We start from the raw sequence: 26,291 nt of genomic DNA, 5'->3' as shown, positions 1-26,291 counted from the left end.
CGTTATTCCCATTCTATTGTTGCTGGTGGTTTAGAGCTAATATCATAAACAACTCTATTAACACCTCTTACTTTATTTATTATTTCGTTAGAAGTTTTTTGTAAAAACTCATATGGTAAATTCACCCAATCAGCCGTCATCCCATCTGTACTTTCAACTGCACGTAAAGCTACACATTTTTCATAAGTACGTTCATCTCCCATAACTCCTACACTATTTACGGGTAAAAGCATCGCTCCGGCCTGCCAAACGCTATCATAAAGTCCAGATTCTTTTAACCCGTTAATAAAAATAGCATCAACTTCTTGTAATATAGCTACTTTTTCTGGAGTAATATCACCTAATATTCGAATTGCTAATCCAGGTCCAGGAAAAGGATGCCTTCCTAAAAGCTTCGCCTCCATACCCATACTAGCCCCTACTCTACGCACCTCATCTTTAAATAACATTCGTAACGGCTCTACTACTTTTAATTTCATAAAATCTGGTAAGCCACCAACATTATGATGACTTTTTATCGTTGCAGAAGGTCCTCCTGTTGCTGAAACAGATTCTATTACATCTGGATAAATTGTTCCTTGCGCTAGCCATTTTGCATCTTCTACTAGATGAGATTCATCATCAAAAACTTCAATAAAAACGCGACCAATTGTTTTTCGTTTCTTTTCTGGATCGCTCTCTCCTGCTAAAGCATCCAAAAAACGTGCCGAAGCGTCTACACCTTTTACATTAAGCCCCATGCCCTCATATTGTTCTAAAACATCTGAAAACTCATTTTTACGTAATAAACCGTTATTTACAAAAATACAGTGCAAGTTTTTACCAATAGCTTTGTGTAATAGCATTGCTGCAACTGAGGAATCTACACCACCGGAAAGTCCTAGAATAACTTTATCTGAGCCTATTTTTTCTTTTAATTCTTTAACGGTACTATCTACAAAAGAATCTGGCGTCCATGTCTGCTCTACTTCAGCAATATGTACTAAGAAATTTTCTAATAACTGTTTCCCATCTGTACTATGGTACACTTCTGGATGAAATTGTATGGCATAGGTTTCTTCTCCTTCAATTTTATATGCTGCATTTTCTACATCATGTGTACTAGCCAAACGAACCCCATTTGTTGGTAATTGCTTAATCGTATCACTATGGCTCATCCAAACTTGACTTCCTTCAGAAATATTCTGAAAAAACCTTTCATTAGCAGCTACGAAAGATAAATTAGCTCTACCATACTCTCTTGTATTAGATGGCGCTACGTTACCTCCTTTAAAATGCGCTAAATATTGCGCTCCATAACAAACCGCTAATAATGGCTTTTTTCCTTGTATTTCTGATAAATCTGGATGTGGTGCATCTTCAGCACGCACCGAAAAAGGAGAACCTGAAAGTATTACAGCTTTATATGATTTGATATTTTCTGGAAGTTTGTTATAGGGCTTAATTTCGCAGAAAATATTGAGCTCTCTAACCCTTCTTGCAATAAGTTGTGTATACTGAGAACCAAAATCTAAAATGAGAACTTTATTTTGCATGGGCAAAAATAGTAAAATGATTTTTTTGCAATAGCTTCTTTTTTGATATTTATTACAAATTATAAACATCTTTTCTTAAGATAAGGAATTGCTGTAATTCTTCTTATTGATTCCCTTAAATTTGATGTTTAATAAATCATCTATTTATGATTGAAACTATTTTTACAGCACTAAAAAATGAATTAAAAACAGGCAGCTCTAGTAAAGGACATCCTTTTAAATTTTGCTCACTAGCAACTGTAGACATTAATCAAAAACCTCAGCAAAGAACAGTTGTTTTACGTGGAATTTCAGACCATCTAGAATTAAGCTTTTATACGGATAAACGTTCTAAAAAAGTACTGGAAATTGAAAAAAACAATACTGTTAGTGTTTTATTTTATCATCCTGAAAAGCAAATTCAAATTATAATAGAAGGTATTGCTAGTATCATTTCCGACTCAAAAATAGCACTAGAACAATGGAATAGTGTTCCTGAATATGCACATAAAGATTATACTACAACAAAAAGCCCTGGAACTCCTATTTCTACACCTGATGAAACTGTATATACGAATAATGAAAATTATTTTTGCTTACTAAAAGTTGTTCCTACTAGAATAGAATACCTAAAACTAGGAAGAGAAAAACACACAAAAGCGAGTTTTACAAGGGTAGAAAATACCTGGAAAGGGGAATTTTTAACGCCTTAATACTATTAATGAAGTTCTATTTTTTAAAATATATTTATAAGAAGTATTAATGGTATAAAATTATCTCACTTAGGATAATTCAGAAACTCATAATTTATTATACATATTACTATTCTCTTACAATATCTTTATTTTTAAACTCAATACTTTTAGCTTTTAGATACTCCCAAACTTCAATAGCGTTGGCTGCTTTTGATAATTCTGAAAAATCTTTTTGCGACATGCAATATGTCAAAAATCCATCAATAGCTGTTTCGGGGATATCAAAATCTTGTGATATGGTTTTCTTTGAAAATTTGGTGATAATTTCTTTTTCTAAAGCTATATCTTCATCTCTAGCAACCATATCTTCAAAGGATTTGGTTCTACCAGAAACCCTATTCATAATTTTATGTGTATTGATTATTAAAGCTATTCCATAATAATAGAAATATTTTCCTCTATCTGCCTCTATAAGTAATCGTTCACTTTGTGTCATTTTTATGACATCAGCATTAGGTATACCCAATGTTGAAGTGGTAACAGCAGGTTCAATATTAAGTTTATTAATATCTAAGCCTATTTCACCTGTTAAATTATAAGGTGTAACAGTAACTTCCTTTAAATTGATAACATTTTCAGTAAGATTCACGATAAGCGAATTTTTAAGCAGAATGGAATCGGTTATAACAACTTCTTTTTTTTGATACTGAACTGCAGTAAATCGCAATGAATCTCGTAACTTAACTTCAATAACAAACAAGCCTAATGAATCAGTAATTGTTGATTCTTTAGAATTTAAGTTGATAATTAATACATTAGAAATATCATTTTTTATGTTTTTAACCCTACCGTTTAACATCACAGTATTTTCTTGGCAAAATCCTAAAAATGAAGCCTGCACATGTAATATGAATAATAAAAACTTAAACCAAAGCTTCAATATTTAATAGAATTTAGATGAATTGCTTTTCCAAAGTAAGAAATAGTTATTTAATATAACTACACTATAGTTTCTAAAATAGCATTTTAACTTGCCGTTAAAATTTGCTCCATTAGCTTTCCAAATTATAGAAAACGTAATGCGTAGCATGTTTCGTGACATCCAAGGTCATTTCAAATAAATCGGTATCTATTTTCAGTGTTTTTTTTAAAGCTTAACTATTGTAAACTTACCCTCTAAAGGTTTTAATTGCGCTATTAATTGTGGTATTAATGTTCTGCCATATTCTAAATAAAATTCAGAAAAATTTTGATATCGTTCTTGTAAAGAGTGGTTTGGAAATAATTCGTTTTGTATCGCTGTCATCCGGACCACTTGATCTTTTAGTTTTAATCGTTGCGCTTTTAACAAGCGTTTTTCTAGATGATCTAAACCTTTTAATTGTTTTACTTCTTGTGCTTTTACAGCTCCTAAAAAAGATTTATCTGTTAGGCTAGCTAGTTCATGAAGTGCTGCAAATTGGGTTGTAAGCGTTTTTCTTTGAGTCGAAAAATTAATATCTATATTAGATATTTCTCTTATTTTTTTATTGATAAACGTATGCTGCTTTAAAAATAAATCTGTAACAGTCAGCTCCAATTTTTCTAACTTCTGTTGCTGTTTATTAGTGATCAATAAAGCTGAATTCCTTAACAATAACATCGGAAAAGGAACTCCAACAGTATCAAAATAGTCTTTTAATTCTAACCAATACGCAATTTCTCCACCACCACCTATATAACATAGATTAGGTAAAATTACTTCTTGATACAAAGGACGGCAAATAACATTAGGTGAAAAGCGTTCTGGATAGGTGTGTAATTCTTCTAAAATTTCTGATTTAGAGAATTGTATTGTTGTATCATTTACATAATAAACTCCTTCTTTTTCTATAATCCGCTCACGAACTCCATCAACTAAATAAAAATAATTGATCTCGCGTGGGTTCACTTGTATGTTAAGGTTCTCTGGTAATGCTTCTAATTTAGCAATGGTTTTAGTTACTGCATTAAAAGACGTATTTTCTAAAATATCTTTTTCTACAAATGGTATTAATTGCTTTTTTAATTGGGCATCATCACCATCTACAATAACTAATCCATAATCTTTAAATAGTTCGTTTGCTAAAAACCTAGTGGCTTCCGTTAAATTGTTATGCTCTAAATAGGCTTTAGAAAACAATTCTTTTATAAAAATGGCATTATTACTTCCTCCTAATTCATTAGAAAAAATTTCAAAAACTGCCTCTAAACCCTCTGTAGACAATCTTCCTACACCTCCTGAAGCTTCTTTATTAAGTTGTACTTTTTTTCCCTTGAAGTTAAAATAATTAATCTCATCAAAATCATGATCTTCTGTGGCCATCCAATAGATTGGCACAAAATTATAATCAGGATATTTTTCTTTTAATTCGGTAGTTAGGTTTATAGTGGATATAATCTTGTATAAAAAATACAATGGTCCTGTAAATAAATTTAGCTGATGCCCTGTAACTATTGTAAATGTATCTGTATTCGCTAAAAGTGAAATATGAGATGCAGTAAGCTCCGATGTATTTATATTTGTGTATTGTTTTTGTAAAGCGTTTACCAAAACACTCCTATGAGCCTCAGAGAAGTTTTTTTGTTTTTGTGCTATTTGGGCTTTAAAATTTTCAATTTTAGGGAATCTGTCATAAAAAGGTTTTAAAGAAGAACGCTCTTCTAAATAATCACAAATCAGCTTAGAAAAATAACCCGTTTCTCGAAACGGAAGACTATCAACTTTCATAAAAAAAATTAAAAACAGTGTAAAGATAGAATTCTTCTTTTATTAATAAATTCTAAATTTAATAATGTGGTCGATTATTGTTAGATTTGATTACAAAATCATCTATAAAAGCATATGAAACATTTTTTACTAGTAGCAACACTATTGATATCTTACCTAAACATTGCCCAAAATATTAAATCTCCTTCCGAGTTTTTAGGCTATGAACTAGGCACACAATTTACCAGACATCATGAAGTTTTAGCCTATTACAATTATATTGCAAACACCGCTTCAGAAAAGGTTACTCTTAAGGAATATGGTAAAACTAATGAACGTAGACCTTTAGTTTTAGCCTATATTTCTTCTGCTAGTAACATGCAAAATATAGATGAGATACAAGCAGAACATATCAAAAACACAGAAGGAGGTGGAAATGCTAAAAAAGCCATAGTCTGGCTTAGCTATAATGTTCATGGCAACGAAAGTGTTAGTACAGAAGCTTCGATGCTTACTATTTATGAATTATTAACTTCTAAATCTAATTATTTAGAAAATACAATTGTTATTATAGATCCTTGTATCAACCCCGATGGTAGAGACCGCTATGTAAATTGGTATTATGAAAATAAAAACACTCCCTTTACTACAGATCCAAATAGCAAAGAACATCATGAAGGTTGGCTTAGTGGAAGAGCAAATCATTATATGTTTGATTTAAATAGAGATTGGGCTTGGTTAACACAAGTAGAAAGTCAGCAAAGACTTAAAGTTTATAATAAATGGCTCCCACATGTTCATGTAGATTTTCATGAGCAAGGAGTGGATAGCCCTTATTATTTTGCTCCTGCCGCAGAACCTTTTCATGAAGTAATTACAGATTTTCAACGCAATTTTCAGGTGACTATAGGAAAAAATCATGCAAAATACTTTGATAAAAATGGTTGGTTTTATTTTACAAAAGAAGTTTTTGATTTGTTTTACCCTAGCTATGGTGATACCTACCCTACCTACAATGGCGCAATAGGGATGACCTATGAACAAGGCGGTAGTGGACGTGCAGGTTTAGGTATTAAAACGAGTATTGGTGATACGCTTACTTTAAAAGACAGAATTGCGCATCATCATACCACTGGTTTATCTACTGTAGAAATTGCTAATACCAATGCATTAAAATTAAATAAAGAGTTTAAAAAATTCTATACCAATAAAAATTATAAATATAAAAGTTATGTATTAGATGGAGATTGTGATAAAATTGAGGCATTAACCTCTCTTTTAGATGCTCACAATATAAAATACGGAACTACAACCAATAGTTCTGTAAAAGGATACAATTATAATAATAGGAAAATTAGCACCAGAAAAATTTCTAAAAATAGTTTGGTCGTTTCTACCAATCAAACCAAAGGAACTTTAGTAAAAGTTTTATTTGAGCCTAATGCAAAATTAACTGACTCTTTAACCTACGATATTACAGCTTGGTCTTTACCTTATGCATATGGGCTTGATGCTATTGCTTCTGAAAATTTAATTTCAGCTAATACTACCTATGGAAATGTACTTGAAGATAAGGTTTTTGACGAAAATGCATATGCCTATTTAGCAGATTGGAATAGTATGAAAGATGCTCGGTTTTTAGCTGCACTTCTAAAACAGAAAATTAAAGTACGGTATACGCAAAAACCATTTAAAATTGATGGAAAGAATTTTAATAGTGGTAGTTTAATTATTACCAAAGCGGATAATAAGCAAAACGCCAGCTTTCCAAATGCTGTAATGAAAGCTTCTCAAAAATATTCTAAAGAAATTCACCAAACAAAAACAGGTTTTGTAGATAGCGGTAATGATTTTGGATCTAGCACTGTACAAATGATAGCTAATGCAAAAGTGGCAGTACTCTCTGGCGGCCCAACAAGTACTTTACAATTTGGAGAAATATGGCATTTCTTTGAAAAGCAATTAAACTATCCAATAACTGTATTAGATGAGACTTACTTTAACTCAGTAGATTTAAGCGCATATGACATTTTAATTTTACCTAGTGGATGGTATGGTAGTTTTATGAATAAAACAAGAAAAAAGAATCTTAACGATTGGGTTAAAAATGGTGGTAAATTGATAGCCATGGGTAATGCCATTAGCAATTTATCGGGAGAAAATGGATTTGGCATAAAAGCTAAAGAAATAAAAAAAGACAGCACTACTGCCTTTATAACATATGATAAAACAGAAAGAGAAAGCATTAAAAATGAGATTACTGGAGCTATTTTTAAAACTAAAGTAGATACTACACATCCTTTAGCATATGGTTATAACTCCACTTATTTTACGTTAAAATTAGGAAATGATGCGTACTCTTATTTAGATCAAGGTACAGTAGCTTATATAGAAAATACCACCCCTATTTCTGGTTTTGCTGGTAGTGAAGCTAAAGAAGCTATTAAAAAAACACTTGTTTTTGGTGTAGAAGAACATGGAAATGGTCAAGTTGTGTACATGGTTGATAATCCATTGTTTAGAGGTTTCTGGGAAAATGGAAAATTATTTTTTGCGAATGCCCTTTTTATGGTCAACTAAAAGTGGTCTCAAGAAATAATAAATGCTTATTTAATTGTTAAAATAGTGTACTTTAACTTATGGGAATGTCATTAACGCTATACATTTTCGACTTACTACAAAAAACGATGCATAAATCTATTTTTATTTTACTTAGCAGTCTTTTTATTTGTGTTAGCCTTACGAGCCTAAATGCACAAGAAAGAACTGACCCAAAAAATCAATACGAAGAATTAGGAATGGTGAGTTGGTATAGAGATTATGATGAAGCTCTAGCACTATCTAAAAAAGAAAAAAAACCAGTTTTAATTTTATTTCAAGAAGTACCTGGCTGTTCTACATGTAGAAATTACGGACATCATGTATTGAGTAATCCATTAATGGTTGAAGCCATAGAAAATGAATTTATCCCATTAGTAATTTACAATAATAAAGGAGGAAAAGATAAATTAATTTTAAACCAATTTAATGAACCTAGTTGGAATAATCCTGTGGTTAGAATAGTAAATTATACTGGCAAAGATATTATCAATCGTATTTCTGGAAAATATTCAGCATCAAGTTTATATAGTGGTATGGATAGTGCACTAAAAAATAGTAATATAAAAGTTCCTGAATATCTGAAATTGTTAGGTGAAGAACTTACTGCTGTTTCTAACAGAACTGTAAAAGAAAAATACTTTAAAATGTATTGTTTTTGGAGTGGAGAAAAGCATTTAGGTGCTTCTAAAGGTGTTTTAAATACTGAAGCTGGTTTTATGGGTGGCCATGAAGTGGTCAAGGTAAAATATGATGCTTCGCAATTAGATGAAAGTGAGCTTACTCAATATGCTAAAACAGCATCTATTACACCTATTAATAAAGATAATACTTACCGACCTGCAACAAATGATGAAGATTATTATTTAAAGCATACAAATTACAAGTATTTGCCACTTACTGAGCTTCAAAGGACAAAAATAAATAGTGCGCTAGGAAATAGAAAATCGGCAAATAAATATTTAAGTCCTAAACAATTGCTTTGGTTACAAGAATTAAATTCTTCTGATGCAAAAAGAATTACATTATACAATAGACCTTTTAAAAAATCTTGGGCTTCTAAAAATAGTAAGTAGTATCCAAAAAACGATACTAAGTAAAAAAGCGAGCTAGATGCTCGCTTTTTTTATACTCTCAATACGAAATATGATACGAAATATTATTTAGCTACATTAACAGCTCTTGTTTCGCGTATTACAGTTACTTTAACCTGGCCAGGATAGGTCATATCTGTTTGTATTTTTTGTGAAATTTCAAAAGATAATTCTGCTGCCTGATCATCAGTTACTTTTTCGCTTTCTACAATAACACGCAATTCTCTACCTGCTTGTATTGCATAAGCTTTCTGAACTCCTTTAAACCCAAAAGCAACTTCTTCTAAATCCTTTAATCTTTGTATGTAAGAGTCTAAAACCTGTCTACGAGCACCTGGCCTAGCACCACTAATTGCATCACAAACCTGTACAATTGGCGCAAGCAATGTTTTCATCTCAATTTCATCGTGGTGCGCACCAATAGCATTACAAACATTTGGTTTTTCGCCATATTTCTCAGCCCATTGCATCCCTAATATCGCATGTGGTGTTTCCATTTCAGCTTCGGTATTAGGTACTTTTCCAATGTCATGTAAAAGTCCTGCTCTTTTTGCCATTTTAACGTTTAATCCTAACTCAGAAGCCATTACGCCACAAAGTTTAGCAACTTCTCTAGAGTGTTGTAATAAATTCTGGCCATAAGAAGAACGGTATTTCATTCTACCAACAGCTCTAATCAATTCTGGATGCAATCCATGAATTCCTAAATCTATAATAGTACGTTTTCCTATTTCTACAATTTCTTGTTCTATTTGTTTTTCTGTCTTTTTAACAATCTCTTCAATTCTTGCAGGGTGTATACGCCCATCTGTAACCAATTTATGTAAGGATAAACGTGCTACTTCTCTACGTACCGAATCAAAACAAGATAGTATAATTGCTTCTGGTGTATCATCTACAACAATTTCTACTCCTGTGGCAGATTCTATTGCTCTAATGTTTCTACCTTCTCTACCTATAATACGACCTTTAACATCGTCAGATTCTAAATTAAAAACAGAAACACAATTTTCTATAGCTTCTTCGGTACCTATGCGTTGTATGGTATTTATAATTATTTTCTTAGCTTCTTGCTCTGCAGTAAGCTTAGCTTCTTCCATTGTTGTCTGCATATAAGACATGGCATCAGACTTTGCAATTTCTTTAAGAGAAGCCAAAAGTTGTTCTTTAGCTTCCTCTGCTGATAATCCTGAGATAACTTCTAATTGCTGTACCTGGCTTTTGTGTAGTTTGTCTAATTCCGATTGTTTCTTATCAAGAAACTCTCTTTTGTGGTCTATATCTTTTATTTTTCTTTCTATTTCTCCGTTTAACTTTTTGTTTTTTGCCAATTCATTACTTACTTGAGACTCTTTATCTCTAGTACGCTTTTCTGTTTCTGCAATCTTTTTATCTTTATTGTTAATTACTTTTTCGTGCTCTGCTTTTAGCTCTAAAAATTTTTCTCTTGCCTGAAAGATTTTATCTTTTTTAGTACTTTCTCCTTCAGATTTTGCAACTTTTAAAATTGAGCTTGCTTCTCTTTTAGCATTTGCTATTATTTTGGAAGCTTTACCCTTTTCCATAAGTTTGGCAATTAAAAAACCTAAAACTAAGCCTATTATTGCTGCAATTATTCCTATTGTTATATTATCCATAATGTTATAAAAATATTTATAAAAAAACCCACATTGGGGAAGTTTTGTACAAACTCCAAAAAAACAGGTTTAGGGCTAACAGATTGCTCAAGAATCCTTGTACAAGCAAGGCCTGCTTTTACAACCTAAACTCACCCTTTTTAAAACAATTTAACGTTGAGTTTGTCAAAAATAATACCAATGTGGGTAGTAACTTTATTTATTTAAAAGAACTTATTTTACACCAATCTTAGGAGATATCATTTCATCTAAGGCTTTTAAACGAGCCATAACTTCTGTGGTATCTTCCATCTGATCTATACTGCGTTGCTCTATTTTAGAGGCAAATTGCAAAGCACACATGGCTAATACATCTTGCTTGTCTCTAACGGCGTAATTTTTTTCAAAATTCTGCGCTAACTGCTCTATACTTTTAGCTGCTTTACGCAAACCTTCTTCTTGACTTGGGTCTATCGTTAAAGGATAAACTCTATCAGCAATAGAAAGTTTTATTTTGAGTTTTTCTGCCATTTTAATATATGAAAACGTTATTCAGATAGTTGTACTATGCAATAATCCAACTCTCTAATTAACGTATTAATTTTAAGCTTCGCTTCGGTTTTATTTGTATCACTACCCAGCATTGTGTTAGCAAGTTTAAGAGCATTATATTTTTCCTCCCAAACAACACTCGTTTCTTTAGTAGTAGCATGATCATTTATTTCAATCTTAAGTGCTTCTTCTAATCTTAAATTAGTTTGTTGCAACAATTCCATTTGATGCAATAACTTACTAATTTTATTCTCTAAAGAATCTACTATACTTACTAAATCACTCATATGCAAACATCAATGCATTTTACACAAAGTTAACACACATCTTTAAACTTCCAATTCTTTTTTCATTAATCTTTATAAATCATTAAATAAATAGTGGCTTATCAGTACTTTAGAAATTTAAAAGGTTGATCTTTTTCTTATTTTAAGTTCTATTAATTACTTTCGTAATATAGTTATGAGAATTATGAGGTTAATTATTTTTGGGATATTACTACTTTTCTTTACAAGAAATACTGCTCAAGAGAAGTATCCTGAAAACTATTTTAGGTCTCCTCTAGATATTCCACTAGTTTTAGCAGGTACATTTGGAGAATTACGAAGCAACCACTTTCACTCAGGAATAGATCTTAAAACACAGCAAAGAGAGGGTTTACCTGTTTACAGCATAGCAGATGGTACTGTAACCCGTATTAAAATATCACATTGGGGTTATGGCAAGGCTATCTATGTAGCACATCCTAACGGTTATACTTCTGTATATGCACACTTGCAAAAATATAGTCCTAAAATTGAAGCATATATTAGGAAAATACAATACACTAAAAAATCGTATCAGGTTGAAGTTTTTCCAGATTATGGAGAGTTACAACTAGAAAAAGGAGAAATACTCGCCTATTCTGGGAATTCTGGGGGATCATCAGGACCACATTTGCATTTTGAAATTAGAAGTAGTATTTCTGAAAAACCTACTAATCCATTATTTTATGGATTAGAGGTAGAAGATACTTCAGCTCCAATTTTAGTGGGTTTATTTGCGTATCCATTATCTGATGATGCCCAATTAAATAAAAGTAATCGTAAAACACAGCTTAATTTTACAAAGCAAAAAGATGGTTCATTCTTAGCAGATAAAATTTTAGCATCTGGTACTATTGGCTTTGGAGTAAATTCTTTTGACAGGCAGGATTTAGCTGCAAATAAAAACGGATTATATGCTGTAAAACAACTCGTAAATGGTAAAATATATACCGATTACGATTTAGAATCATTTTCTTTTGGAGAAACAAAATACATCAATACACTTATTGATTACGAACATTTTGGAAAATACAGTCAACGCATCCAAAAGCTATTTAAGACAAAAAGTAATAAGCTAAGCATTTATAATAAAATGCATAATGATGGCAAAATTAGAATTGAGGAAGGGCTTAGTTATAAAGTAGAAATCCTCATGAAAGATTTTGAAGATAATACCACAAAAGTAATTATACCTATTGAAGGTAAAAAACAGGAAATAGAAATAAAAAAAGAACTCCTAAAAACCGAGAATTATATTGTTGCCAAGAAACCCAATACTTATAATTTAGGTGCAGCTCAAGTTTATTTTCCTGCCAATACCTTCTATGAAGATTTTTATATCGATTTAAAAAAAGATCACGATACAGTTACCATTCACAATAAAAAAGTGGCAGCGCACAAAAAGTTCACAATTACTTTTGATACTTCTAAATACACCAATGAAGAGAAAAAGCAGTTATTTATTGCTCGTTTGGATAAAAAATTACAACCAAATTATACTTCAACATATAAAAGAGGAAATACATTTTCTACCAGAACGAGAAATTTAGGAGTCTATACATTAGCAAAAGATACTATTGCCCCAATAATTAGACCTAAAAATTTTAAAGAAAAACAGTGGTTAACTAACTATAGCTATTTAAGCTTAGAAATAACTGACGATTTGAGTGGTATAGATACCTACTCTGCTACTTTAAATGGCAAATGGATTTTAATGGAATACGAACCTAAAAAAAATACCATAACCTATAGTTTTGATGATGATATCATCACTCAAAAACAGTATAATCTAGAAGTAATTGTTACGGATAATGTAGGTAATAGTACTACCTTTACGAGTTCTTTCTTTAGAAAATAAAATTTGAAATACATAAAATTATATTTACTCTTCTTTTTTCCTTCATTTTTAATGGCACAAACAGCTATTATTACTGGTGTAATTTTAGATGAAGACAACAAGCCTATTGCTGATGCAACCATACAATCTGCAAAAAATGGAACTGTTTCTAATGCTGATGGTTTTTATTTTTTAGAAATTGATGCTGATATAGCCGTATCTGTTACATTCTCTCATTTAGGTCATGAAAATGTAGTCTTAGAAAATGTAGTGCTAAATACAAATGAAACTTTTGAATTTAATCCTATTCTAAAGGTTGGTGCTATCCAGATTGATGGGGTTACCGTTACCGCAACTGGGGAACGAAAAGTAGATGGTATTATTAATATTGCTCCAGAAATTATAAGAGTCATACCCGGCGCAAACGCAGGAGTAGAAAATGTTTTAAAATTGCTTCCTAGTGTCTCATCTAGTAATGAACTGAGTACGCAATACGCAGTACGAGGTGGTAATTTTGATGAAAACTTAGTCTATGTTAATGAAATTGAAGTATATCGTCCCTTTTTAGTCCGTTCTGGACAGCAAGAAAGTTTAAGTTTTGTAAATAGTGATTTGGTCCAAAATATAAAATTCTCAGCAGGAGGTTTTCAAGCTAAGTACGGAGATAAGCTATCATCAGTTTTAGATATCACTTATAAAAAGCCTACTTCTTTTGGTGTAAAAGTTGATGCCAGTTTTTTAGGTGCTAGTGCAACTGTAGAAGCTACTTCTAAAAATAAAAAGCTTAGTTCCATATCAGGTATTCGATACAGAGACAATAGTTTATTAGTAAATAGCCAACAAACCATCACAAATTTTACACCGGTAGTTTTAGATTTTCAGACTTATAATACGTATCAATTTTCAAACAAATTTAATCTAGGGTTTTTAGGAAATATAGCCATTAATGATTATCAAAATGAACCCTTAACCCGAGAAACTAATTTTGGTACCATAAACGAGCCCCGGTTTTTATCTATATTTTATGAAGGTAGGGAGAACAATACCTATAATACAGTACTTGGAGCATTAAAAGCTACCTATTATTTAAACGAAAAAATAACATTAAAACTCATTCCATCCATCTATAAAGCAACAGAAGAAGAATCTACAGATGTTATAGCACAATACCAATTGGGGGAAGCAGACCCATTAGGAGAAGTGAATACTACACAAAGGTTAGGAACGCAATTCAATAGGGCTAGAAATACCCTAGATGCACTTATATTTAAACTAGCCCATAAAGGAAAGTATAAAAACAATGATACTGATATTGATTGGGGAGTAACCTATACGCATGAGGATATTAGAGATCGTTTAAATGAATCTGAATTTTTAGATTCACTCGGTTTTTTTATCCGCCCGCCTAGAGAAGAATTTATAAACAATCAGCCAGAAGAACCTTTTAATGCTCCTATAGAAGCATTAGAAAGTATAAATGCAACAAACTTTGTTACTACAAATAGAATTGCAGCTTATGTACAATACAGCAAACAAAAAAAGTGGGGAAACAATCAGGTTTATTACAACTTAGGTTTAAGATCGCAGTATTGGACAATTTCTGATGATCAGAATAATCAAAATTCAGAATTTGTATTTAGCCCTAGAGCACAATTTGCCATTAAGCCCAATTGGGAAAAAGATATGCTGTTTAGGCTTTCTGGGGGGGTGTATCATCAACCTCCTTTTTATAGAGAATTAAGAGATTTAACAGGTGAAGTGCAAGTAAATGTAAAAGCACAAAGAGCCATACATGCAGTACTTAGTAATGAGTATAGTTTTGATCTTTGGAACAGTCCGTTTAAGTTAACTAGTGAAGTATATTATAAAGATTTACAAAACGTAAATACCTATACCTTAGAGGATGTTCGTATTCGATATAGAGCAAACAATAACGCAACAGCGTATGCCTATGGTCTAGAATTTAGAATGAATGGGGCTTTTGTACCAGGAACAGAATCATGGATAAGTTTAGGTTATTTAAAAACAGAAGAAAACCAAGATAACCGTGGTTTTATCTCTAGACCATCTGACCAACGTTTAAAACTTGGTATTTTGTTTCAAGATTATGTTCCTACCATTCCAGATTTAAAAATGTATTTAAATTTGGTGTATAATACAGGAGTACCTGGTGGCTCACCAAACTTTGCAGATCCATATCTTTTTCAGAGTAGATTACGAGACTATAGAAGAGCAGATTTAGGAATTTCTTATATTTTTGTAGATGGTACCAAAAAGAGAGTAGAAAATAGTTGGTTAAACCGTTTTAAAGAACTCTCTGCAGGATTTGAGATTTATAACTTATTTAACAATCAGAATTCTATAACAAATACTTTTGTAAGAAATATTGATAATCAACAGCAATTTGCTGTACCTAATTTTTTGACAAGTCGCATTTTAAACCTAAGAATAAAAATGCGTTTTTAGCCTTAAGCAAATGAAAAGAAATTTAATTTTCCTCTTTTTTTTAACTTTAACCCTAGTTACAGCACAAAAGAACATTTATGAAAGTCCTAGATTTAATGAACTTTCTAAACACCACAAAGAACTTGCTATACTTCCTTTTTTTACGCATTTACAATTAGAAAACACAATTAGTGCAAAAGAGAAAAAGAAGCTAGAAGAAAAAGAAGGTTATGCTATACAAGATGCTTTTGAGCTTTATTTTTCTAAGAGAATGAAAAAAAAGAAGTTATCGGTAGCATTTCAAAATAGTAAAAACACCAATGCTATCCTTGCAAAAAATAATATCACCTATGAGAATATTGATATTTATAGCATCAAAGAATTATGCGAAATATTGGAAGTTGATGGTATTATAAGTGGTAATACAGATTTAAATATTTTATTATCTAAAGGTATCCCTGATGATTTTAGTTTTATAGACTATCTCATTGGTAATGCAGATTTTGGGAGAATAGGCATTAAAATTAGTGATGGAAAAACTGGGAAACTATTATGGAGGTACGAGAAAAAAATTAATAAAAAATCTGGAAAAAACACTACAGATCTTATTGATCGGATGATGAAATTAGCTACCCGTAAATTTCCTTATGAGAAAGAACGCAAGAAGAATAAAAAGAATAAAAATTAAGATTGCTTCTAACGTTCAGAAAACAATCTTAATTCTTCAATAACATAATCTATTTCTTCTTTAGTATTATATTTAGAAAAAGAGAATCGTATAGAAGGTTTTTTACGCTCTTCTTCATCCATTAGTTCGGCTAAAACATGAGAACCCAAATTACTACCTGATTGACAAGCGCTACCTGCCGAACAAGCAATTCCTTTGATATCTAAATGAAATAATAACATTTTAGATTTTTTTTCATCAAAAGGTAGCCTCACATTAACTAGGGTGTATGTACTCTTAGCAGTATTGCCAGAGCATCCGTTAAATAGAGCATTTGGAAAAGTCTTTTCTATTTGCACTATAAAATATTCTTTTAAACCTAAGATATATGCGCTTTCTTCTTCTAAATGATCGTATGTAGCAACAAAAGCTTCTTCTAAACCAACAATATTATGAAATGATTCTGTACCAGCTCTAAACCCTCTTTCTTGTGACCCGCCAAAAATCATAGATTTTAATCCTATATTTCTTCTTATAAATGCAAAACCTATTCCCTTAGGTCCATGAAACTTATGTGCAGCAGCAGTTAAAAAATCAGCTTTAATTTCTTTGGTATCAAAAGACAAATGCCCTAAAGATTGTACGGTATCTGAATGAAATAAAGCATTGTTTTTTTGACATAAATCTGCTACTAATTTAATATCTAAAATGTTACCAATCTCATTATTTACATGCATTAAACTTACTAATTTCTTAGAATCATCTTTTGCCAAAAGTGTTTCTAAGTGCGAAATTATTGGATTGCCATCAGTATCTAAATCAACATAGTTTACTTCTATCGCATATTCTTTTTCTAATTCTTCTACAGTATGCAAAACTGCATGATGCTCTATCTTAGAAGTTATAATGGTAGTAACTTCTAAATCACGTACAGCACAACGCAGTACCATATTATCTGCTTCGGTACCTCCAGAAGTAAATATAATTTCGGATGGATGGGCATTTAAGTATTTAGCAATGGTTTTTCTTGTTTTTTCAATAGCAGTTTTGGCAGAACGTCCAAAACTATGTGTAGAAGACGGATTACCATAAAAAGAGCTTAATGCAGTTTGCATTTTTTCTATAACAACAGGTCTTACTGCTGTTGTTGCTGCATTATCTAAGTAAACTTTTTGCATTAGTTTGGTTAATTTTTTGACCAAAGTAGTGCATTTTAACAAAAGCGCAAAACAAGTTTATTGCTTTCTCACCCCCAGTAAAACCTATAGTTTTAATAGGAAATATTGAATTTAAATGGCATATTTAAGACTTTTACGATTTTAACTTTAATCTAATATTTTTTAAAATTTATTTCGTTTAAATTTGAAGTCTAGATTTTTGGTAAAAAAATTAAAGAAACTATGAAGCATTTATTTTGTTTATTGACTTTATTAGCCTGTGTAAGTTGTGATGACGGAGATTTACAAATTGAAACGTTAGATTTTGAAGATGGACTTATAAACTCCTGCAATTCTGTTATTAAAGTAGATGAAGACAACTTACTTTTCAAAATCAATACAGAAGAAGCTTTGATAATGGAAATACCTGCTAATTTGCTTCAAAATGAGGTTACAATAGATCCTATAATTTCTACTGTTGGCAATGGTAGTACAAATACTACTATTACATATCGTATTTTTTCTGATAATGTAACCGCAAATTATTTTTGTAGTACAATACCACCTTCTACACCATCTGTAGTACAAGAAATTGTTGCCTCAGAAGGAGTAGTTTCTATTATAACAAAAGATACGTTAGTAAATGATATTCCAGGGTTTAGACATGAAATAAATATCAATTCTATTTCTTTAATAACATCTCAAGGACAACGAATAACTGATTTAAGTGTTGAAGAATTTGGTGCAATAGCTACATTTCCAGAATAAACTTCTTATTAATTTTGGAAAACATAAACTTCTGTTGCTCCCAAACCATATTTTTGGTAGTCTGCATCGTAATATTTTACTTGGTCGTATCGGCCAAATAAATATTTTAACTCTTCTTTTAAAACGCCTTCTCCTACTCCATGGATAAAAACAATTTTTTGTATTTTCTTTTGTATTGCAAATTCTAATTGCCTTTTTGCAGTATCTAATTGAATGTTCAATATCTCATGATTAGACATTCCTCTTTCAGATTTTACTAATTGGTGGATGTGTAAGTCTACCTCCATTTTAGGCATACTACGCTCTTTAGGTTTTGCAATAGGCCTATTCTTTTTCTTTGGTAGTTCTTTTTCTCCTTTAATTTTAGCTACTTCATAATTAGTTACAGAAATAGTATCACTCTCAGAAGTTTTTAAAAGTTCTTTTGCTAAAAATTTTAATAAAAAACCTTCATCACTTTCTACTGTAATTTCAGAATCACTAATTTTTACAATAATCCCGGTAATATTGTCATCAATAGTTTCTACCGTATCTCCAACGTTTAAAGTATTCATTCTACATCACTTTCATTAGAATCATTTGTAGTATTACTGTATGTTTGAGTGATTTTATAAATCCCAAACATTAAAAAAACAATCCCTACAATTAAAGTATATTCTTTACGGATCATATGTTCGCCAAAACCCATAAAACAAGCTCCAATTGCAATGAACAATAAATAAATGATCTGTTTTATTTTCATTCACCAAAAATAATAGTAATTTTCGGCAAACGAATTTACTTTTTATATAAAATGCTATTAACAACCTTATTCTTACGCATTGAAGATTATATGCTACCTTGCATGAATAAAAAACTTTTTGGTATAGATTGCCCTGGCTGTGGTCTGCAACGTTCAGTTGCCTTATTATTTAAAGGAGAATTTGTTGCCGCTTTTAAAATGTACCCCGCTATATACCCAATACTATTACTTTTTGGATTTTTAATCCTAAATAATTTTTTAAGCATTAAATATGCAAATAAGATTATCATATCTTTAATGATTAGCAGCGTAGCATTTATTTTAGTTAATTATGTTTTAAAATTTTTATAAATTACCAAACCTCAATAAATTATGGAACAACAAAAACTACCCAATTCAACAATGATCATTGTTTTAAGTATTTTTGGATATTTGTGCTGTTGTTGTGGCTTAGGGGTTATCCCTTCTGCTATAGCTTATATGATGGCAAATAAGTCTCAAAAAATCTATACTGAAAAACCAGATATTTATAGTAATATTAGTGCCATAAAGACCGGGAAAACCATCGCTTTAATTGCATTGATTATAAATGTTTTAATCATCATCTATTTAACGTATTGGATTAGTAGTGTAGGCTGGGAAGATTGGTCTAAGGAATTTATGAGAAGATGGAATGAAGGCCTAGAAAGGGGAAATCAATATTAAAAAAATAAAAATCAACTAAATATTTTAACTATGGAACAACAAAAATTACCAAATGGAACTTTGATTATAGTTTTGAGTATTGTCAGTTTTGTATGCTGTTGCTTTTACGCATCTGGAATAATACCTGCTATAATAGCTTTAGTTCTAGCTATTATGGCAACAAAAACATACAAAGAAAACCCAAGCGAATATTCTGATTATGGAACTATAAAAACAGGAAAAATAATTGCCATTATTGGTATAATCGTAAACTTGGCTACCATAGGATTTTTTGTATGGATGATAAATGTATTTGGTTGGGATTTACTTATGAGTCAAGATGAAGAAGCTATAAGACAAGCATTAGAAGATTATTTTAATAAATAATAATGAATCAAAAACAAGGATTACCAGGTGCAAGTAATGCACTAACCTTTGGAATATTATCTATTGCGCTTTCTATTTTCTGTTGTGGACCCTTTGGAGCTATATTCAGCTTTATAGGGCTTTCAAATGCTAAAAAAGCAGAGAAAGCCTACCAGCAAAATAGTGAAAACTATAATTATAAGGATTATGAAAATGCAAAAACAGGAAGAATACTTTCTTATATTGGTTTAGCTATAGCTATTTTAATGTTAATTCCATTAATCCTCTACTTAGGTGCAATTATAGCAATTATTGGTTCTGCCATTGCTGAAAATGGAGGATTTTAATTCTAAAATTACGTTTAATATAAAAAATCCCAAAGTCTAGATATAGGCTTTGGGATTTTTATTTTTATTTATTTTTCTGTAAAAACAAATTACTCAAATTGTCGTAGTGTTTTAATAATAATAGCAATACAATCTAGTAATTGTTCTTTATTCATCACCAATGGGGGTGCAAAACGAATAATATTACCATGGGTAGGCTTAGCTAATAATCCGTTTTCTTTTAAAGCCATGCAAATATCCCAAGCAGTAGAACTTTCTTCCGTATCATTGATCAAGATAGCGTTTAAAAGTCCTTTTCCTCTAACGCCATTTACTACAGAACAGGTTGGAATAAATGTATTCAATTCAGCTCTAAATAATTCTCCTAAATCAAAAGCATTCTGTGCTAGTTCTTCTTCTTTAATAACTTCTAAAGCTGCCATACCTACAGCAGCAGCAATTGGATTACCACCAAAAGTACTACCATGATTTCCTGGTTGTATTACATCCATAATAGCATCATTTGCTAATACTGCTGATACAGGGTAAGCACCACCAGATAATGCCTTACCTAAAATAAGGATATCTGCTTTTACCTCTGGAGTACCACTACAATGCTTGTCTGCACAAGAACAATTACCACATGTAGCTAATAAACGCCCTGTACGTGCAATTCCTGTTTGTACTTCATCTGCAATAAAAAGTACATTATATTTTTCACATAGTGCTTTAGCAGCTGCTAAGTATTCCTCTGATGGTACATAAACACCTGCTTCACCTTGTATTGGTTCAACTAAAAAACCTGCAACATTTGTATTATTTGCCAAGGTTTTCTCTAAAGCTTCAAGATTGTCATACGCAATCTTTAAAAAACCATCTGTATAAGGACCAAAATTCTTACGCGCTATTGGATCATTAGAAAATGAGATAATAGTGGTTGTTCTTCCATGAAAATTATTTTCACAAACTATAATTTGTGCTTTATTTTCTGGAATTCCTTTTTTCTCATATGCCCATTTACGGCATAATTTTAGTGCCGTCTCAACAGCTTCTGCTCCAGTATTCATTGGCAATAGCTTATCAAAACCAAACGTCTCGGTAGCATACTTTTCAAACTTTCCTAAAACATCATTATAAAATGCTCTAGAAGTTAAGGTTAAGGTTTGCGCTTGGTTCACCATTGCTCCAATAATTTTTGGATGACAATGGCCTTGGTTCACGGCAGAGTAGGCGGATAAAAAGTCATAATATTTTTTACCTTCTACGTCCCAAACAAATACACCTTCTCCCCTACTTAATACTACGGGTAGTGGATGGTAATTGTGAGCTCCATACTCATTTTCTAATTCAATTGCTTGCTGTGATGTTAATTCTTTTAAAACAGCCATTTTAATAAAGTTTAAATTGATAAAATAACCATTCCTTCTATACCTTTATCCTTTCAAAATTCCGATAGTTATCGGAACGAAAATTCAGCGTGGGAGAGAAATCACCCCTAGTAGAATTGCAAATTTACAAAAAAGATTAAAATTTAACTGTTAACATATCATTTTTCAATTTTATTAGAAATCGCAGAAATTTGAAGTTCTATTCGTTTTAATTCACGTAATACATCATTTTTATCAACTTGCATCCAAACATATAATTTTATCATACTCATAAACAGCAAACTAACAACAATCCCTAAAGCCCATTTTATGAGCTCATTTGTTGTATCAACATTAAAAAATTGTACTGCACTATAAATTGCAAAAGTAAAAACACCAAGGTTTGCGATATTCATCATAATGGCAATCCAACCTAATTTGCCTCTAAACACTTCTCCAATTTTTTCGATAAGATTTTGTTCCTCTAACTCCTCATAAAACTTAGCCTCTTCTTGAGTTAGTGCCTCTTTAATTAAGGCATCTATTTGTTCTTTATCATTTTTCATCATGTTTATTTTTTATTATTAATTTTAATTTTTCTCGCGCATGAAACAATCTCGACTTCACGGTACCTTCTGAAATTCCTAAAATAATACTCATCTCTTTTAAGGAATATGCTTCTGTATAAAACAATCGTAAAACTACTTGTTGCGTTTCTGGTAATAATTTAATCGCTTTTAAAAGCTTGATTGTTTCTATGCTTTGGCTATCATTCTTACCTTCTTCACTATTTGAAGCTTTATCATAGCTTTCTAAATTTTGCTGTTCTTTTTTTCTTTTTTCGATAAAATCTAAAGATTTGCGGATCACAATTTTAGTTGCCCAGCTACTAAAGCTGCTTACATCTCTTAAATCATTTATTTTACGAATAATAACAGCCCAACAATCTTGAACAATATCTTGGGCAGCAGCAACATCTTTAGTATACCAATACGCATTTTTACATAGTTTTAAATGATAGCGCTTCACTAGTAGATCTAAAGCTTTTTTATTGCCAGATTTATATTGCAATACAAGTAACTCATCCAATATAGTATCCTTGTTTTTCATACGAGTAATTACTCTTAAGACAGAAGAATATTAAAAAGGTTCACTTTTTTATTAAAAATTTGTTATTCCTTTTAAAGATAAACGTATAAAACCAATCCAATTCCTATTTTTGCTGCATGCGCAAAAAAAATAAAAGAGTAGTTTTTGAAAACATAGAAGTTGTTGATGCTGCTGCCAAAGGAAAAACCATTGGTAAGGCTCCCGATGGGCGTGTTATTTTTTTGAATAATACTGTACCTGGCGATATTGTAGACGTACAAACCACAAAAAAGAGAAAAGCGTATTTTGAAGGCACCGCTACTAACTTTCATAAACTTTCTGATAAACGCGTAACACCAACTTGTGAGCATTTTGGTACCTGTGGTGGTTGCAAGTGGCAAGATATGGGTTATGAGCACCAATTATTTTATAAACAAAAAGAAGTAGAAAATAACTTAATACGCATTGGGCATCTAGAACTCCCAGAAATTTCACCCATTTTAGGTTCTAAAAAACAATATTTTTATAGAAATAAAATGGAATTTTCTTTTTCTGATAGTCGTTGGCTAACACTAGATGAAATTAATTCTAAAAAAGATTTTGATAATAAAAATGCTTTGGGTTTTCACATTCCTGGCATGTGGGATAAAATTTTAGACGTCAAAAAATGTCACTTACAAGAAGACCCATCCAACGCTATTAGATTAGAAACAAAACAATTTGCAGAAAAAAACGGGCTTACCTTTTTTAACCCTAAAAATCATCATGGACTATTAAGAACCTTAATGATTCGTACTTCATCTACAGGAGAAGTAATGGTGATCATTCAATTTTTTGAAGATGATAAAGTTAAAAGAGAACTTTTATTAAATCATTTAAAAGAAACTTTCTCTGAAATAACAGCTTTATTATATGTTGTAAACGCTAAACAAAATGATACCATTTACGATCAAGAAATTATTCTTTTTGCGGGCAGAGATCATATTTTTGAAGAAATGGAAGGCTTGCGCTTTAAAATTAACCCAAAATCGTTTTATCAAACCAATTCCGAACAGGCTTATGAATTATATAAAATTGCAAGAGATTTTGCTGGTTTAACTGGTGAAGAACTAGTATACGATTTGTATACTGGCGCAGGGACCATTGCGCAATTTGTAGCAAAAAAAGCAAAAAAAGTTATCGGTATAGAAGCAGTTCCTGATGCTATTACTGCAGCAAAATCTAATGCAATATTGAATAGTATTGCTAATGCAGATTTTTTTGTTGGGGATATGAAAAATATTTTTAACGAAGCATTTATAGCAGCTAATGGCACACCAGATATTATTATTACAGATCCGCCAAGAGATGGCATGCATAAAGATGTAGTACAACAAATCTTAACTATAGCACCTAAAAAGATCGTTTATGTAAGTTGTAATAGTGCTACACAAGCTAGGGATTTAGAGATGATGAAAAACCAATATAAAATTACAAAAACACAAGCAGTAGACATGTTTCCACAAACACATCATGTAGAAAATGTTGTACTTTTGGAAAAGCGATAAGCACCATTAAATTTATATGAAATATATACATCGTAGCCTTTTTTTTATAAGTATCCTCATTAGCATTTATGCTTGTGAAAAAGATGATATTTGCGTAGATGGAGATACGCCTCTTTTAGTGATTCGTTTTTATGACGCTGAAAACCCAACAGAATTTAAAGTAGTTCCTTCACTTAGAGTAACCTCAATAAATAGTGCTGGAAACGATACCATTGTCAACTTAACACCAACTTTAGATAGAAATGTTGAAAATGAGCCCTTTGTTGACAGGTCTAGCATAGATTCAATTGCAATTCCGTTAAAAACCACAGATACCGAAACAAGTTTTTCTTTTATCATGGATTCTGCAGGGGATATGGATGCAGACACTGGGAATCTAGACTTAATTACTTTTACTTATAGTAATGAAGATCAGTTTATATCCAGAGCCTGTGGATTTGTTGCCATTTATAACAACTTAGCAAATAACTTTCCTGATGTACCAGAAAATTGGATTAGCAGAATAGAAATAGATACTATTTTAGTAGAAAACACAAACCAAGCGCATGTTAAGATATTCCATTAGTATTTTCTTTTTTATATGTATTACTACTACGGCTTGGTCACAATCACCAAGTAAACCAATAGACTTACAACCAAAAGATACCATTAAAAAAACGGACCCTTATGGCTTGCGAATTGGTTTAGATTTAAGTAAAATTATAAATTCTTCTATAGAAGAAGATTACCAAGGTATTGAATTTGTTGGTGATTATAGAATTAATAGAGATTGGTATTTGGCTGCTGAATTAGGGAACGAAAAATATACACAACAAGAAGATTTATATAACTACACTACTTCGGGTAGTTATATAAAAATAGGTGCTGATTATAATACTTATGAAAATTGGTATGGAATGAAAAATCTTATCCATATTGGGGGAAGATATGCCGTAAGTAGTCATAGTCAAACACTAAATAATTATAGTATTTTTAATGCCAATCGTTTTTTTAATCCAACAAATTTTGATGAGCGTTCTACTATTCCTGAAGAATTTAGTGGACGATCAAGAGGGTGGATAGAAGCTGTTGTTGGAATGAAGGTAGAATTATTTGCTAATATTTTTTTAAACTTCAGTGCTAGAATAGGTGTTCTATTAAATACAGATGATTCTAATGAAAGATTTCCTGATCTTTGGATCCCTGGTTTCAATAAAATTACGGATAATAGTAGATTTGGCGCAAACTATAATTACTCCATAAGCTATTTTATTCCACTCTATAAAAAGGTTAAAAAGAAAAAAGAAGAAAAGTCAATTAATTAAATATGGCATATTAACCCAAACATTCTTCGCATTTTCCTTGTATTAAAATTTGTGAAACAAATAATTCTCTATTTGGTATTTTAGGTATTTTAATATCTATATTTAAACAATCTACTTTACCACAATATGTACATTGAAAATGAGGGTGAATATCTGAATGTCCTTTTTTAGTACAACCATTACACATAGCATACCACTTATTACCATTTATTCCTAAAAACGAATGTAAAATACCATCATCTTCAAGCTTATTTAAAACGCGGTAGATTGTTGATTTATTTAATACTACGCGCAAACGTTTTGTTAATTCAATAACAGAAATTGCTGTTTTTTTATTTTTAAACTCATTAAGCAATAAATTAATCGACTGTGTTTTTCTAATTATTCCCATAAAGCAAAATTAATACAACTTAGTTGCAATAAAAAATAATAGCGCTTATATTTGCAACTCAGTTGCATTAATTAAATAAAATGAATTTCATTATACAAAAATCAGATGCTTTAGGCATATTTTCTAGTGTTTTATGCCTTATACATTGTTTGGCCACACCATTTATTTTTATAATACAAACATCTTCTTTGCATAGTAATACTATTTCCACATGGTGGCAATATGTTGATTATTTTTTCTTAATTATCTCATTTTTTGCTGTTTATGGTTCTACCAAAAAAACCTCAAAAAAATCGATAAAACCTTTATTATGGGGAAGTTGGTTTTCACTTTTTACACTTATTCTTAATGAAAAACTTAAATGGTTTTCTATACCTGAAATTATAATTTATGCAGTAACAATTATTCTTATTGTACTGCATTTTTATAACTTAAATTACTGCAAATGTAAAACAGATAATTGCTGCATAAAAATGGGTAAATAGTTAGGCGACTACAA

Annotated in this window: 28 protein-coding genes and 1 other RNA gene; 15 read left to right on the top strand and 14 right to left on the bottom strand. The window is 31.1% G+C overall.

The features are described from left to right. Window positions 1-2: 2 nt before the first annotated feature. Complete coding sequence (guaA, locus tag ACZ451_RS12925) at window positions 3-1,535, bottom strand: glutamine-hydrolyzing GMP synthase (protein ID WP_464213050.1); 1,533 nt, start codon at window positions 1,533-1,535, stop codon at window positions 3-5. Window positions 1,536-1,681: 146 nt separating this feature from the next. Between guaA and ACZ451_RS12920 the strand changes: the two genes are divergently transcribed. Next, window positions 1,682-2,227 carry a pyridoxamine 5'-phosphate oxidase family protein gene (locus tag ACZ451_RS12920; protein WP_464213048.1) on the top strand — a complete coding sequence of 182 codons (546 nt, stop codon included), beginning with the start codon at window positions 1,682-1,684 and terminating at the stop codon, window positions 2,225-2,227. A gap of 109 nt (window positions 2,228-2,336) precedes the next feature. On the opposite strand, the gene ACZ451_RS12915 is transcribed toward ACZ451_RS12920, so the two are convergent. Both ACZ451_RS12915 and bshC read right to left on the bottom strand, forming a co-directional pair. Further along, window positions 2,337-3,068: a peptidase associated/transthyretin-like domain-containing protein gene (locus ACZ451_RS12915; protein WP_464213046.1), complete on the bottom strand. Its 732-nt coding sequence runs from the start codon at window positions 3,066-3,068 to the stop codon at window positions 2,337-2,339. Window positions 3,069-3,356: 288 nt separating this feature from the next. Next, window positions 3,357-4,958, bottom strand: a complete 1,602-nt coding sequence (gene bshC, locus ACZ451_RS12910; protein WP_464213044.1) for a bacillithiol biosynthesis cysteine-adding enzyme BshC — start codon at window positions 4,956-4,958, stop codon at window positions 3,357-3,359. Between the two features lie 114 nt (window positions 4,959-5,072). Between bshC and ACZ451_RS12905 the strand changes: the two genes are divergently transcribed. Next, window positions 5,073-7,517, top strand: coding sequence for a M14 family metallopeptidase (locus ACZ451_RS12905; RefSeq protein ID WP_464213042.1), 2,445 nt, complete (start codon window positions 5,073-5,075; stop codon window positions 7,515-7,517). 65 nt (window positions 7,518-7,582) lie between these two features. Continuing rightward, window positions 7,583-8,611 carry a VPGUxxT family thioredoxin-like (seleno)protein, type 2 gene (locus ACZ451_RS12900; protein WP_464213040.1) on the top strand — a complete coding sequence of 343 codons (1,029 nt, stop codon included), beginning with the start codon at window positions 7,583-7,585 and terminating at the stop codon, window positions 8,609-8,611. A gap of 83 nt (window positions 8,612-8,694) precedes the next feature. Here ACZ451_RS12900 and rny read toward each other — a convergent pair whose 3' ends face one another. The 4 genes from rny to ACZ451_RS12880 form a co-directional block, all read right to left on the bottom strand. Then, on the bottom strand, window positions 8,695-10,266 hold the full coding sequence (gene rny, locus ACZ451_RS12895) for a ribonuclease Y (RefSeq protein ID WP_464213038.1): 1,572 nt from the start codon (window positions 10,264-10,266) through the stop codon (window positions 8,695-8,697). Window positions 10,267-10,316: 50 nt separating this feature from the next. Continuing rightward, window positions 10,317-10,428: non-coding RNA, 6S RNA (gene ssrS / locus ACZ451_RS12890), on the bottom strand. Window positions 10,429-10,479: 51 nt separating this feature from the next. Next, entirely contained in the window at window positions 10,480-10,776 is a 297-nt protein-coding gene (locus ACZ451_RS12885; RefSeq protein ID WP_464213036.1) for a cell division protein ZapA, read from the bottom strand. 17 nt (window positions 10,777-10,793) lie between these two features. Next, the gene (locus ACZ451_RS12880; RefSeq protein WP_464213034.1) at window positions 10,794-11,084 is read right to left on the bottom strand and encodes a hypothetical protein; all 291 of its coding nucleotides are present in this window, start codon (window positions 11,082-11,084) and stop codon (window positions 10,794-10,796) included. A 184-nt stretch (window positions 11,085-11,268) separates the two neighbouring features. Here ACZ451_RS12880 and ACZ451_RS12875 point away from each other — a divergent pair, with 184 nt between their 5' ends. The 3 genes from ACZ451_RS12875 to ACZ451_RS12865 are packed head-to-tail and all read left to right on the top strand — an operon-like array spanning window position 11,269 to window position 16,072. Then, window positions 11,269-12,960, top strand: coding sequence for a M23 family metallopeptidase (locus tag ACZ451_RS12875; protein ID WP_464213032.1), 1,692 nt, complete (start codon window positions 11,269-11,271; stop codon window positions 12,958-12,960). A gap of 51 nt (window positions 12,961-13,011) precedes the next feature. After that, complete coding sequence (locus tag ACZ451_RS12870) at window positions 13,012-15,405, top strand: TonB-dependent receptor (protein WP_464216926.1); 2,394 nt, start codon at window positions 13,012-13,014, stop codon at window positions 15,403-15,405. Window positions 15,406-15,415: 10 nt separating this feature from the next. Further along, a complete protein-coding gene (locus ACZ451_RS12865) occupies window positions 15,416-16,072 on the top strand; it encodes a hypothetical protein (RefSeq protein ID WP_464213030.1) in 657 nt (218 codons plus the stop codon). 8 nt (window positions 16,073-16,080) lie between these two features. Here ACZ451_RS12865 and ACZ451_RS12860 read toward each other — a convergent pair whose 3' ends face one another. After that, window positions 16,081-17,229, bottom strand: coding sequence for a cysteine desulfurase family protein (locus ACZ451_RS12860; RefSeq protein ID WP_464213028.1), 1,149 nt, complete (start codon window positions 17,227-17,229; stop codon window positions 16,081-16,083). 222 nt (window positions 17,230-17,451) lie between these two features. Between ACZ451_RS12860 and ACZ451_RS12855 the strand changes: the two genes are divergently transcribed. After that, entirely contained in the window at window positions 17,452-17,976 is a 525-nt protein-coding gene (locus ACZ451_RS12855) for a hypothetical protein (protein WP_464213026.1), read from the top strand. An 8-nt stretch (window positions 17,977-17,984) separates the two neighbouring features. Here ACZ451_RS12855 and ACZ451_RS12850 read toward each other — a convergent pair whose 3' ends face one another. Together ACZ451_RS12850 and ACZ451_RS12845 are read right to left on the bottom strand one after the other, a co-directional pair. After that, the gene (locus tag ACZ451_RS12850) at window positions 17,985-18,530 is read right to left on the bottom strand and encodes a Smr/MutS family protein (RefSeq protein WP_464213024.1); all 546 of its coding nucleotides are present in this window, start codon (window positions 18,528-18,530) and stop codon (window positions 17,985-17,987) included. Beyond that, window positions 18,527-18,718, bottom strand: coding sequence for a hypothetical protein (locus ACZ451_RS12845; protein ID WP_464213022.1), 192 nt, complete (start codon window positions 18,716-18,718; stop codon window positions 18,527-18,529). Before ACZ451_RS12845 ends, ACZ451_RS12850 begins: the two co-directional genes overlap by 4 nt. Window positions 18,719-18,820: 102 nt before the next feature. On the opposite strand from ACZ451_RS12845, the gene ACZ451_RS12840 reads away from it, so the two are divergent. Genes ACZ451_RS12840 through ACZ451_RS12825 form a run of 4 tightly spaced genes read left to right on the top strand, consistent with a single transcriptional unit; the run spans window position 18,821 to window position 20,115 of the window. Further along, window positions 18,821-19,069 (top strand): DUF2752 domain-containing protein, encoded by a 249-nt coding sequence (locus ACZ451_RS12840; protein ID WP_464213020.1) that lies wholly within the window; start codon window positions 18,821-18,823, stop codon window positions 19,067-19,069. Window positions 19,070-19,090: 21 nt separating this feature from the next. Continuing rightward, a complete protein-coding gene (locus ACZ451_RS12835) occupies window positions 19,091-19,423 on the top strand; it encodes a CCC motif membrane protein (RefSeq protein WP_464213018.1) in 333 nt (110 codons plus the stop codon). Between the two features lie 30 nt (window positions 19,424-19,453). Beyond that, the gene (locus tag ACZ451_RS12830; RefSeq protein WP_464213016.1) at window positions 19,454-19,789 is read left to right on the top strand and encodes a CCC motif membrane protein; all 336 of its coding nucleotides are present in this window, start codon (window positions 19,454-19,456) and stop codon (window positions 19,787-19,789) included. 2 nt (window positions 19,790-19,791) lie between these two features. Next, window positions 19,792-20,115 (top strand): CCC motif membrane protein, encoded by a 324-nt coding sequence (locus tag ACZ451_RS12825; protein ID WP_464213014.1) that lies wholly within the window; start codon window positions 19,792-19,794, stop codon window positions 20,113-20,115. An 89-nt stretch (window positions 20,116-20,204) separates the two neighbouring features. On the opposite strand, the gene rocD is transcribed toward ACZ451_RS12825, so the two are convergent. From rocD to ACZ451_RS12810, 3 genes are all read right to left on the bottom strand, one after another. Beyond that, window positions 20,205-21,482 (bottom strand): ornithine--oxo-acid transaminase, encoded by a 1,278-nt coding sequence (gene rocD / locus ACZ451_RS12820; RefSeq protein ID WP_464213012.1) that lies wholly within the window; start codon window positions 21,480-21,482, stop codon window positions 20,205-20,207. A gap of 158 nt (window positions 21,483-21,640) precedes the next feature. Beyond that, the gene (locus ACZ451_RS12815) at window positions 21,641-22,027 is read right to left on the bottom strand and encodes a DUF6768 family protein (RefSeq protein ID WP_464213010.1); all 387 of its coding nucleotides are present in this window, start codon (window positions 22,025-22,027) and stop codon (window positions 21,641-21,643) included. Beyond that, window positions 22,017-22,571, bottom strand: coding sequence for an RNA polymerase sigma factor (locus tag ACZ451_RS12810; RefSeq protein ID WP_464213008.1), 555 nt, complete (start codon window positions 22,569-22,571; stop codon window positions 22,017-22,019). Before ACZ451_RS12810 ends, ACZ451_RS12815 begins: the two co-directional genes overlap by 11 nt. Window positions 22,572-22,687: 116 nt before the next feature. Between ACZ451_RS12810 and rlmD the strand changes: the two genes are divergently transcribed. The 3 genes from rlmD to ACZ451_RS12795 are packed head-to-tail and all read left to right on the top strand — an operon-like array spanning window position 22,688 to window position 25,401. Continuing rightward, window positions 22,688-24,097 carry a 23S rRNA (uracil(1939)-C(5))-methyltransferase RlmD gene (gene rlmD, locus ACZ451_RS12805; protein ID WP_464213006.1) on the top strand — a complete coding sequence of 470 codons (1,410 nt, stop codon included), beginning with the start codon at window positions 22,688-22,690 and terminating at the stop codon, window positions 24,095-24,097. Window positions 24,098-24,113: 16 nt separating this feature from the next. Then, complete coding sequence (locus ACZ451_RS12800) at window positions 24,114-24,662, top strand: DUF6452 family protein (protein WP_464213004.1); 549 nt, start codon at window positions 24,114-24,116, stop codon at window positions 24,660-24,662. Then, complete coding sequence (locus ACZ451_RS12795) at window positions 24,643-25,401, top strand: DUF6048 family protein (RefSeq protein WP_464213002.1); 759 nt, start codon at window positions 24,643-24,645, stop codon at window positions 25,399-25,401. Before ACZ451_RS12800 ends, ACZ451_RS12795 begins: the two co-directional genes overlap by 20 nt. A gap of 10 nt (window positions 25,402-25,411) precedes the next feature. Here the strand turns inward: ACZ451_RS12795 and ACZ451_RS12790 are convergent, their stop codons facing one another. After that, entirely contained in the window at window positions 25,412-25,792 is a 381-nt protein-coding gene (locus ACZ451_RS12790) for a Fur family transcriptional regulator (protein ID WP_464213000.1), read from the bottom strand. A gap of 80 nt (window positions 25,793-25,872) precedes the next feature. Between ACZ451_RS12790 and ACZ451_RS12785 the strand changes: the two genes are divergently transcribed. Next, window positions 25,873-26,277: a MerC domain-containing protein gene (locus tag ACZ451_RS12785; protein ID WP_464212998.1), complete on the top strand. Its 405-nt coding sequence runs from the start codon at window positions 25,873-25,875 to the stop codon at window positions 26,275-26,277. The last annotated feature ends 14 nt before the right edge of the window (window positions 26,278-26,291 follow it).

Source organism: Allocellulophaga tsushimaensis (assembly GCF_055383085.1).
The sequence above is the reverse complement of the archived record's forward strand: the minus strand, read 5'-3'. Positions and strand labels throughout refer to the sequence as shown.

Coding starts and splice junctions, on each gene's coding strand:
- guaA (WP_464213050.1), bottom strand. CDS start 1,535: ATGCAAAATAAAGTTCTCATTTTAGATTTTGGTTCTCAGTATACACAA.
- ACZ451_RS12920 (WP_464213048.1), top strand. CDS start 1,682: ATGATTGAAACTATTTTTACAGCACTAAAAAATGAATTAAAAACAGGC.
- ACZ451_RS12915 (WP_464213046.1), bottom strand. CDS start 3,068: ATGTTAAACGGTAGGGTTAAAAACATAAAAAATGATATTTCTAATGTA.
- bshC (WP_464213044.1), bottom strand. CDS start 4,958: ATGAAAGTTGATAGTCTTCCGTTTCGAGAAACGGGTTATTTTTCTAAG.
- ACZ451_RS12905 (WP_464213042.1), top strand. CDS start 5,073: ATGAAACATTTTTTACTAGTAGCAACACTATTGATATCTTACCTAAAC.
- ACZ451_RS12900 (WP_464213040.1), top strand. CDS start 7,583: ATGTCATTAACGCTATACATTTTCGACTTACTACAAAAAACGATGCAT.
- rny (WP_464213038.1), bottom strand. CDS start 10,266: ATGGATAATATAACAATAGGAATAATTGCAGCAATAATAGGCTTAGTT.
- ACZ451_RS12885 (WP_464213036.1), bottom strand. CDS start 10,776: ATGGCAGAAAAACTCAAAATAAAACTTTCTATTGCTGATAGAGTTTAT.
- ACZ451_RS12880 (WP_464213034.1), bottom strand. CDS start 11,084: ATGAGTGATTTAGTAAGTATAGTAGATTCTTTAGAGAATAAAATTAGT.
- ACZ451_RS12875 (WP_464213032.1), top strand. CDS start 11,269: ATGAGGTTAATTATTTTTGGGATATTACTACTTTTCTTTACAAGAAAT.
- ACZ451_RS12870 (WP_464216926.1), top strand. CDS start 13,012: ATGGCACAAACAGCTATTATTACTGGTGTAATTTTAGATGAAGACAAC.
- ACZ451_RS12865 (WP_464213030.1), top strand. CDS start 15,416: ATGAAAAGAAATTTAATTTTCCTCTTTTTTTTAACTTTAACCCTAGTT.
- ACZ451_RS12860 (WP_464213028.1), bottom strand. CDS start 17,229: ATGCAAAAAGTTTACTTAGATAATGCAGCAACAACAGCAGTAAGACCT.
- ACZ451_RS12855 (WP_464213026.1), top strand. CDS start 17,452: ATGAAGCATTTATTTTGTTTATTGACTTTATTAGCCTGTGTAAGTTGT.
- ACZ451_RS12850 (WP_464213024.1), bottom strand. CDS start 18,530: ATGAATACTTTAAACGTTGGAGATACGGTAGAAACTATTGATGACAAT.
- ACZ451_RS12845 (WP_464213022.1), bottom strand. CDS start 18,718: ATGAAAATAAAACAGATCATTTATTTATTGTTCATTGCAATTGGAGCT.
- ACZ451_RS12840 (WP_464213020.1), top strand. CDS start 18,821: ATGAATAAAAAACTTTTTGGTATAGATTGCCCTGGCTGTGGTCTGCAA.
- ACZ451_RS12835 (WP_464213018.1), top strand. CDS start 19,091: ATGGAACAACAAAAACTACCCAATTCAACAATGATCATTGTTTTAAGT.
- ACZ451_RS12830 (WP_464213016.1), top strand. CDS start 19,454: ATGGAACAACAAAAATTACCAAATGGAACTTTGATTATAGTTTTGAGT.
- ACZ451_RS12825 (WP_464213014.1), top strand. CDS start 19,792: ATGAATCAAAAACAAGGATTACCAGGTGCAAGTAATGCACTAACCTTT.
- rocD (WP_464213012.1), bottom strand. CDS start 21,482: ATGGCTGTTTTAAAAGAATTAACATCACAGCAAGCAATTGAATTAGAA.
- ACZ451_RS12815 (WP_464213010.1), bottom strand. CDS start 22,027: ATGAAAAATGATAAAGAACAAATAGATGCCTTAATTAAAGAGGCACTA.
- ACZ451_RS12810 (WP_464213008.1), bottom strand. CDS start 22,571: ATGAAAAACAAGGATACTATATTGGATGAGTTACTTGTATTGCAATAT.
- rlmD (WP_464213006.1), top strand. CDS start 22,688: ATGCGCAAAAAAAATAAAAGAGTAGTTTTTGAAAACATAGAAGTTGTT.
- ACZ451_RS12800 (WP_464213004.1), top strand. CDS start 24,114: ATGAAATATATACATCGTAGCCTTTTTTTTATAAGTATCCTCATTAGC.
- ACZ451_RS12795 (WP_464213002.1), top strand. CDS start 24,643: ATGTTAAGATATTCCATTAGTATTTTCTTTTTTATATGTATTACTACT.
- ACZ451_RS12790 (WP_464213000.1), bottom strand. CDS start 25,792: ATGGGAATAATTAGAAAAACACAGTCGATTAATTTATTGCTTAATGAG.
- ACZ451_RS12785 (WP_464212998.1), top strand. CDS start 25,873: ATGAATTTCATTATACAAAAATCAGATGCTTTAGGCATATTTTCTAGT.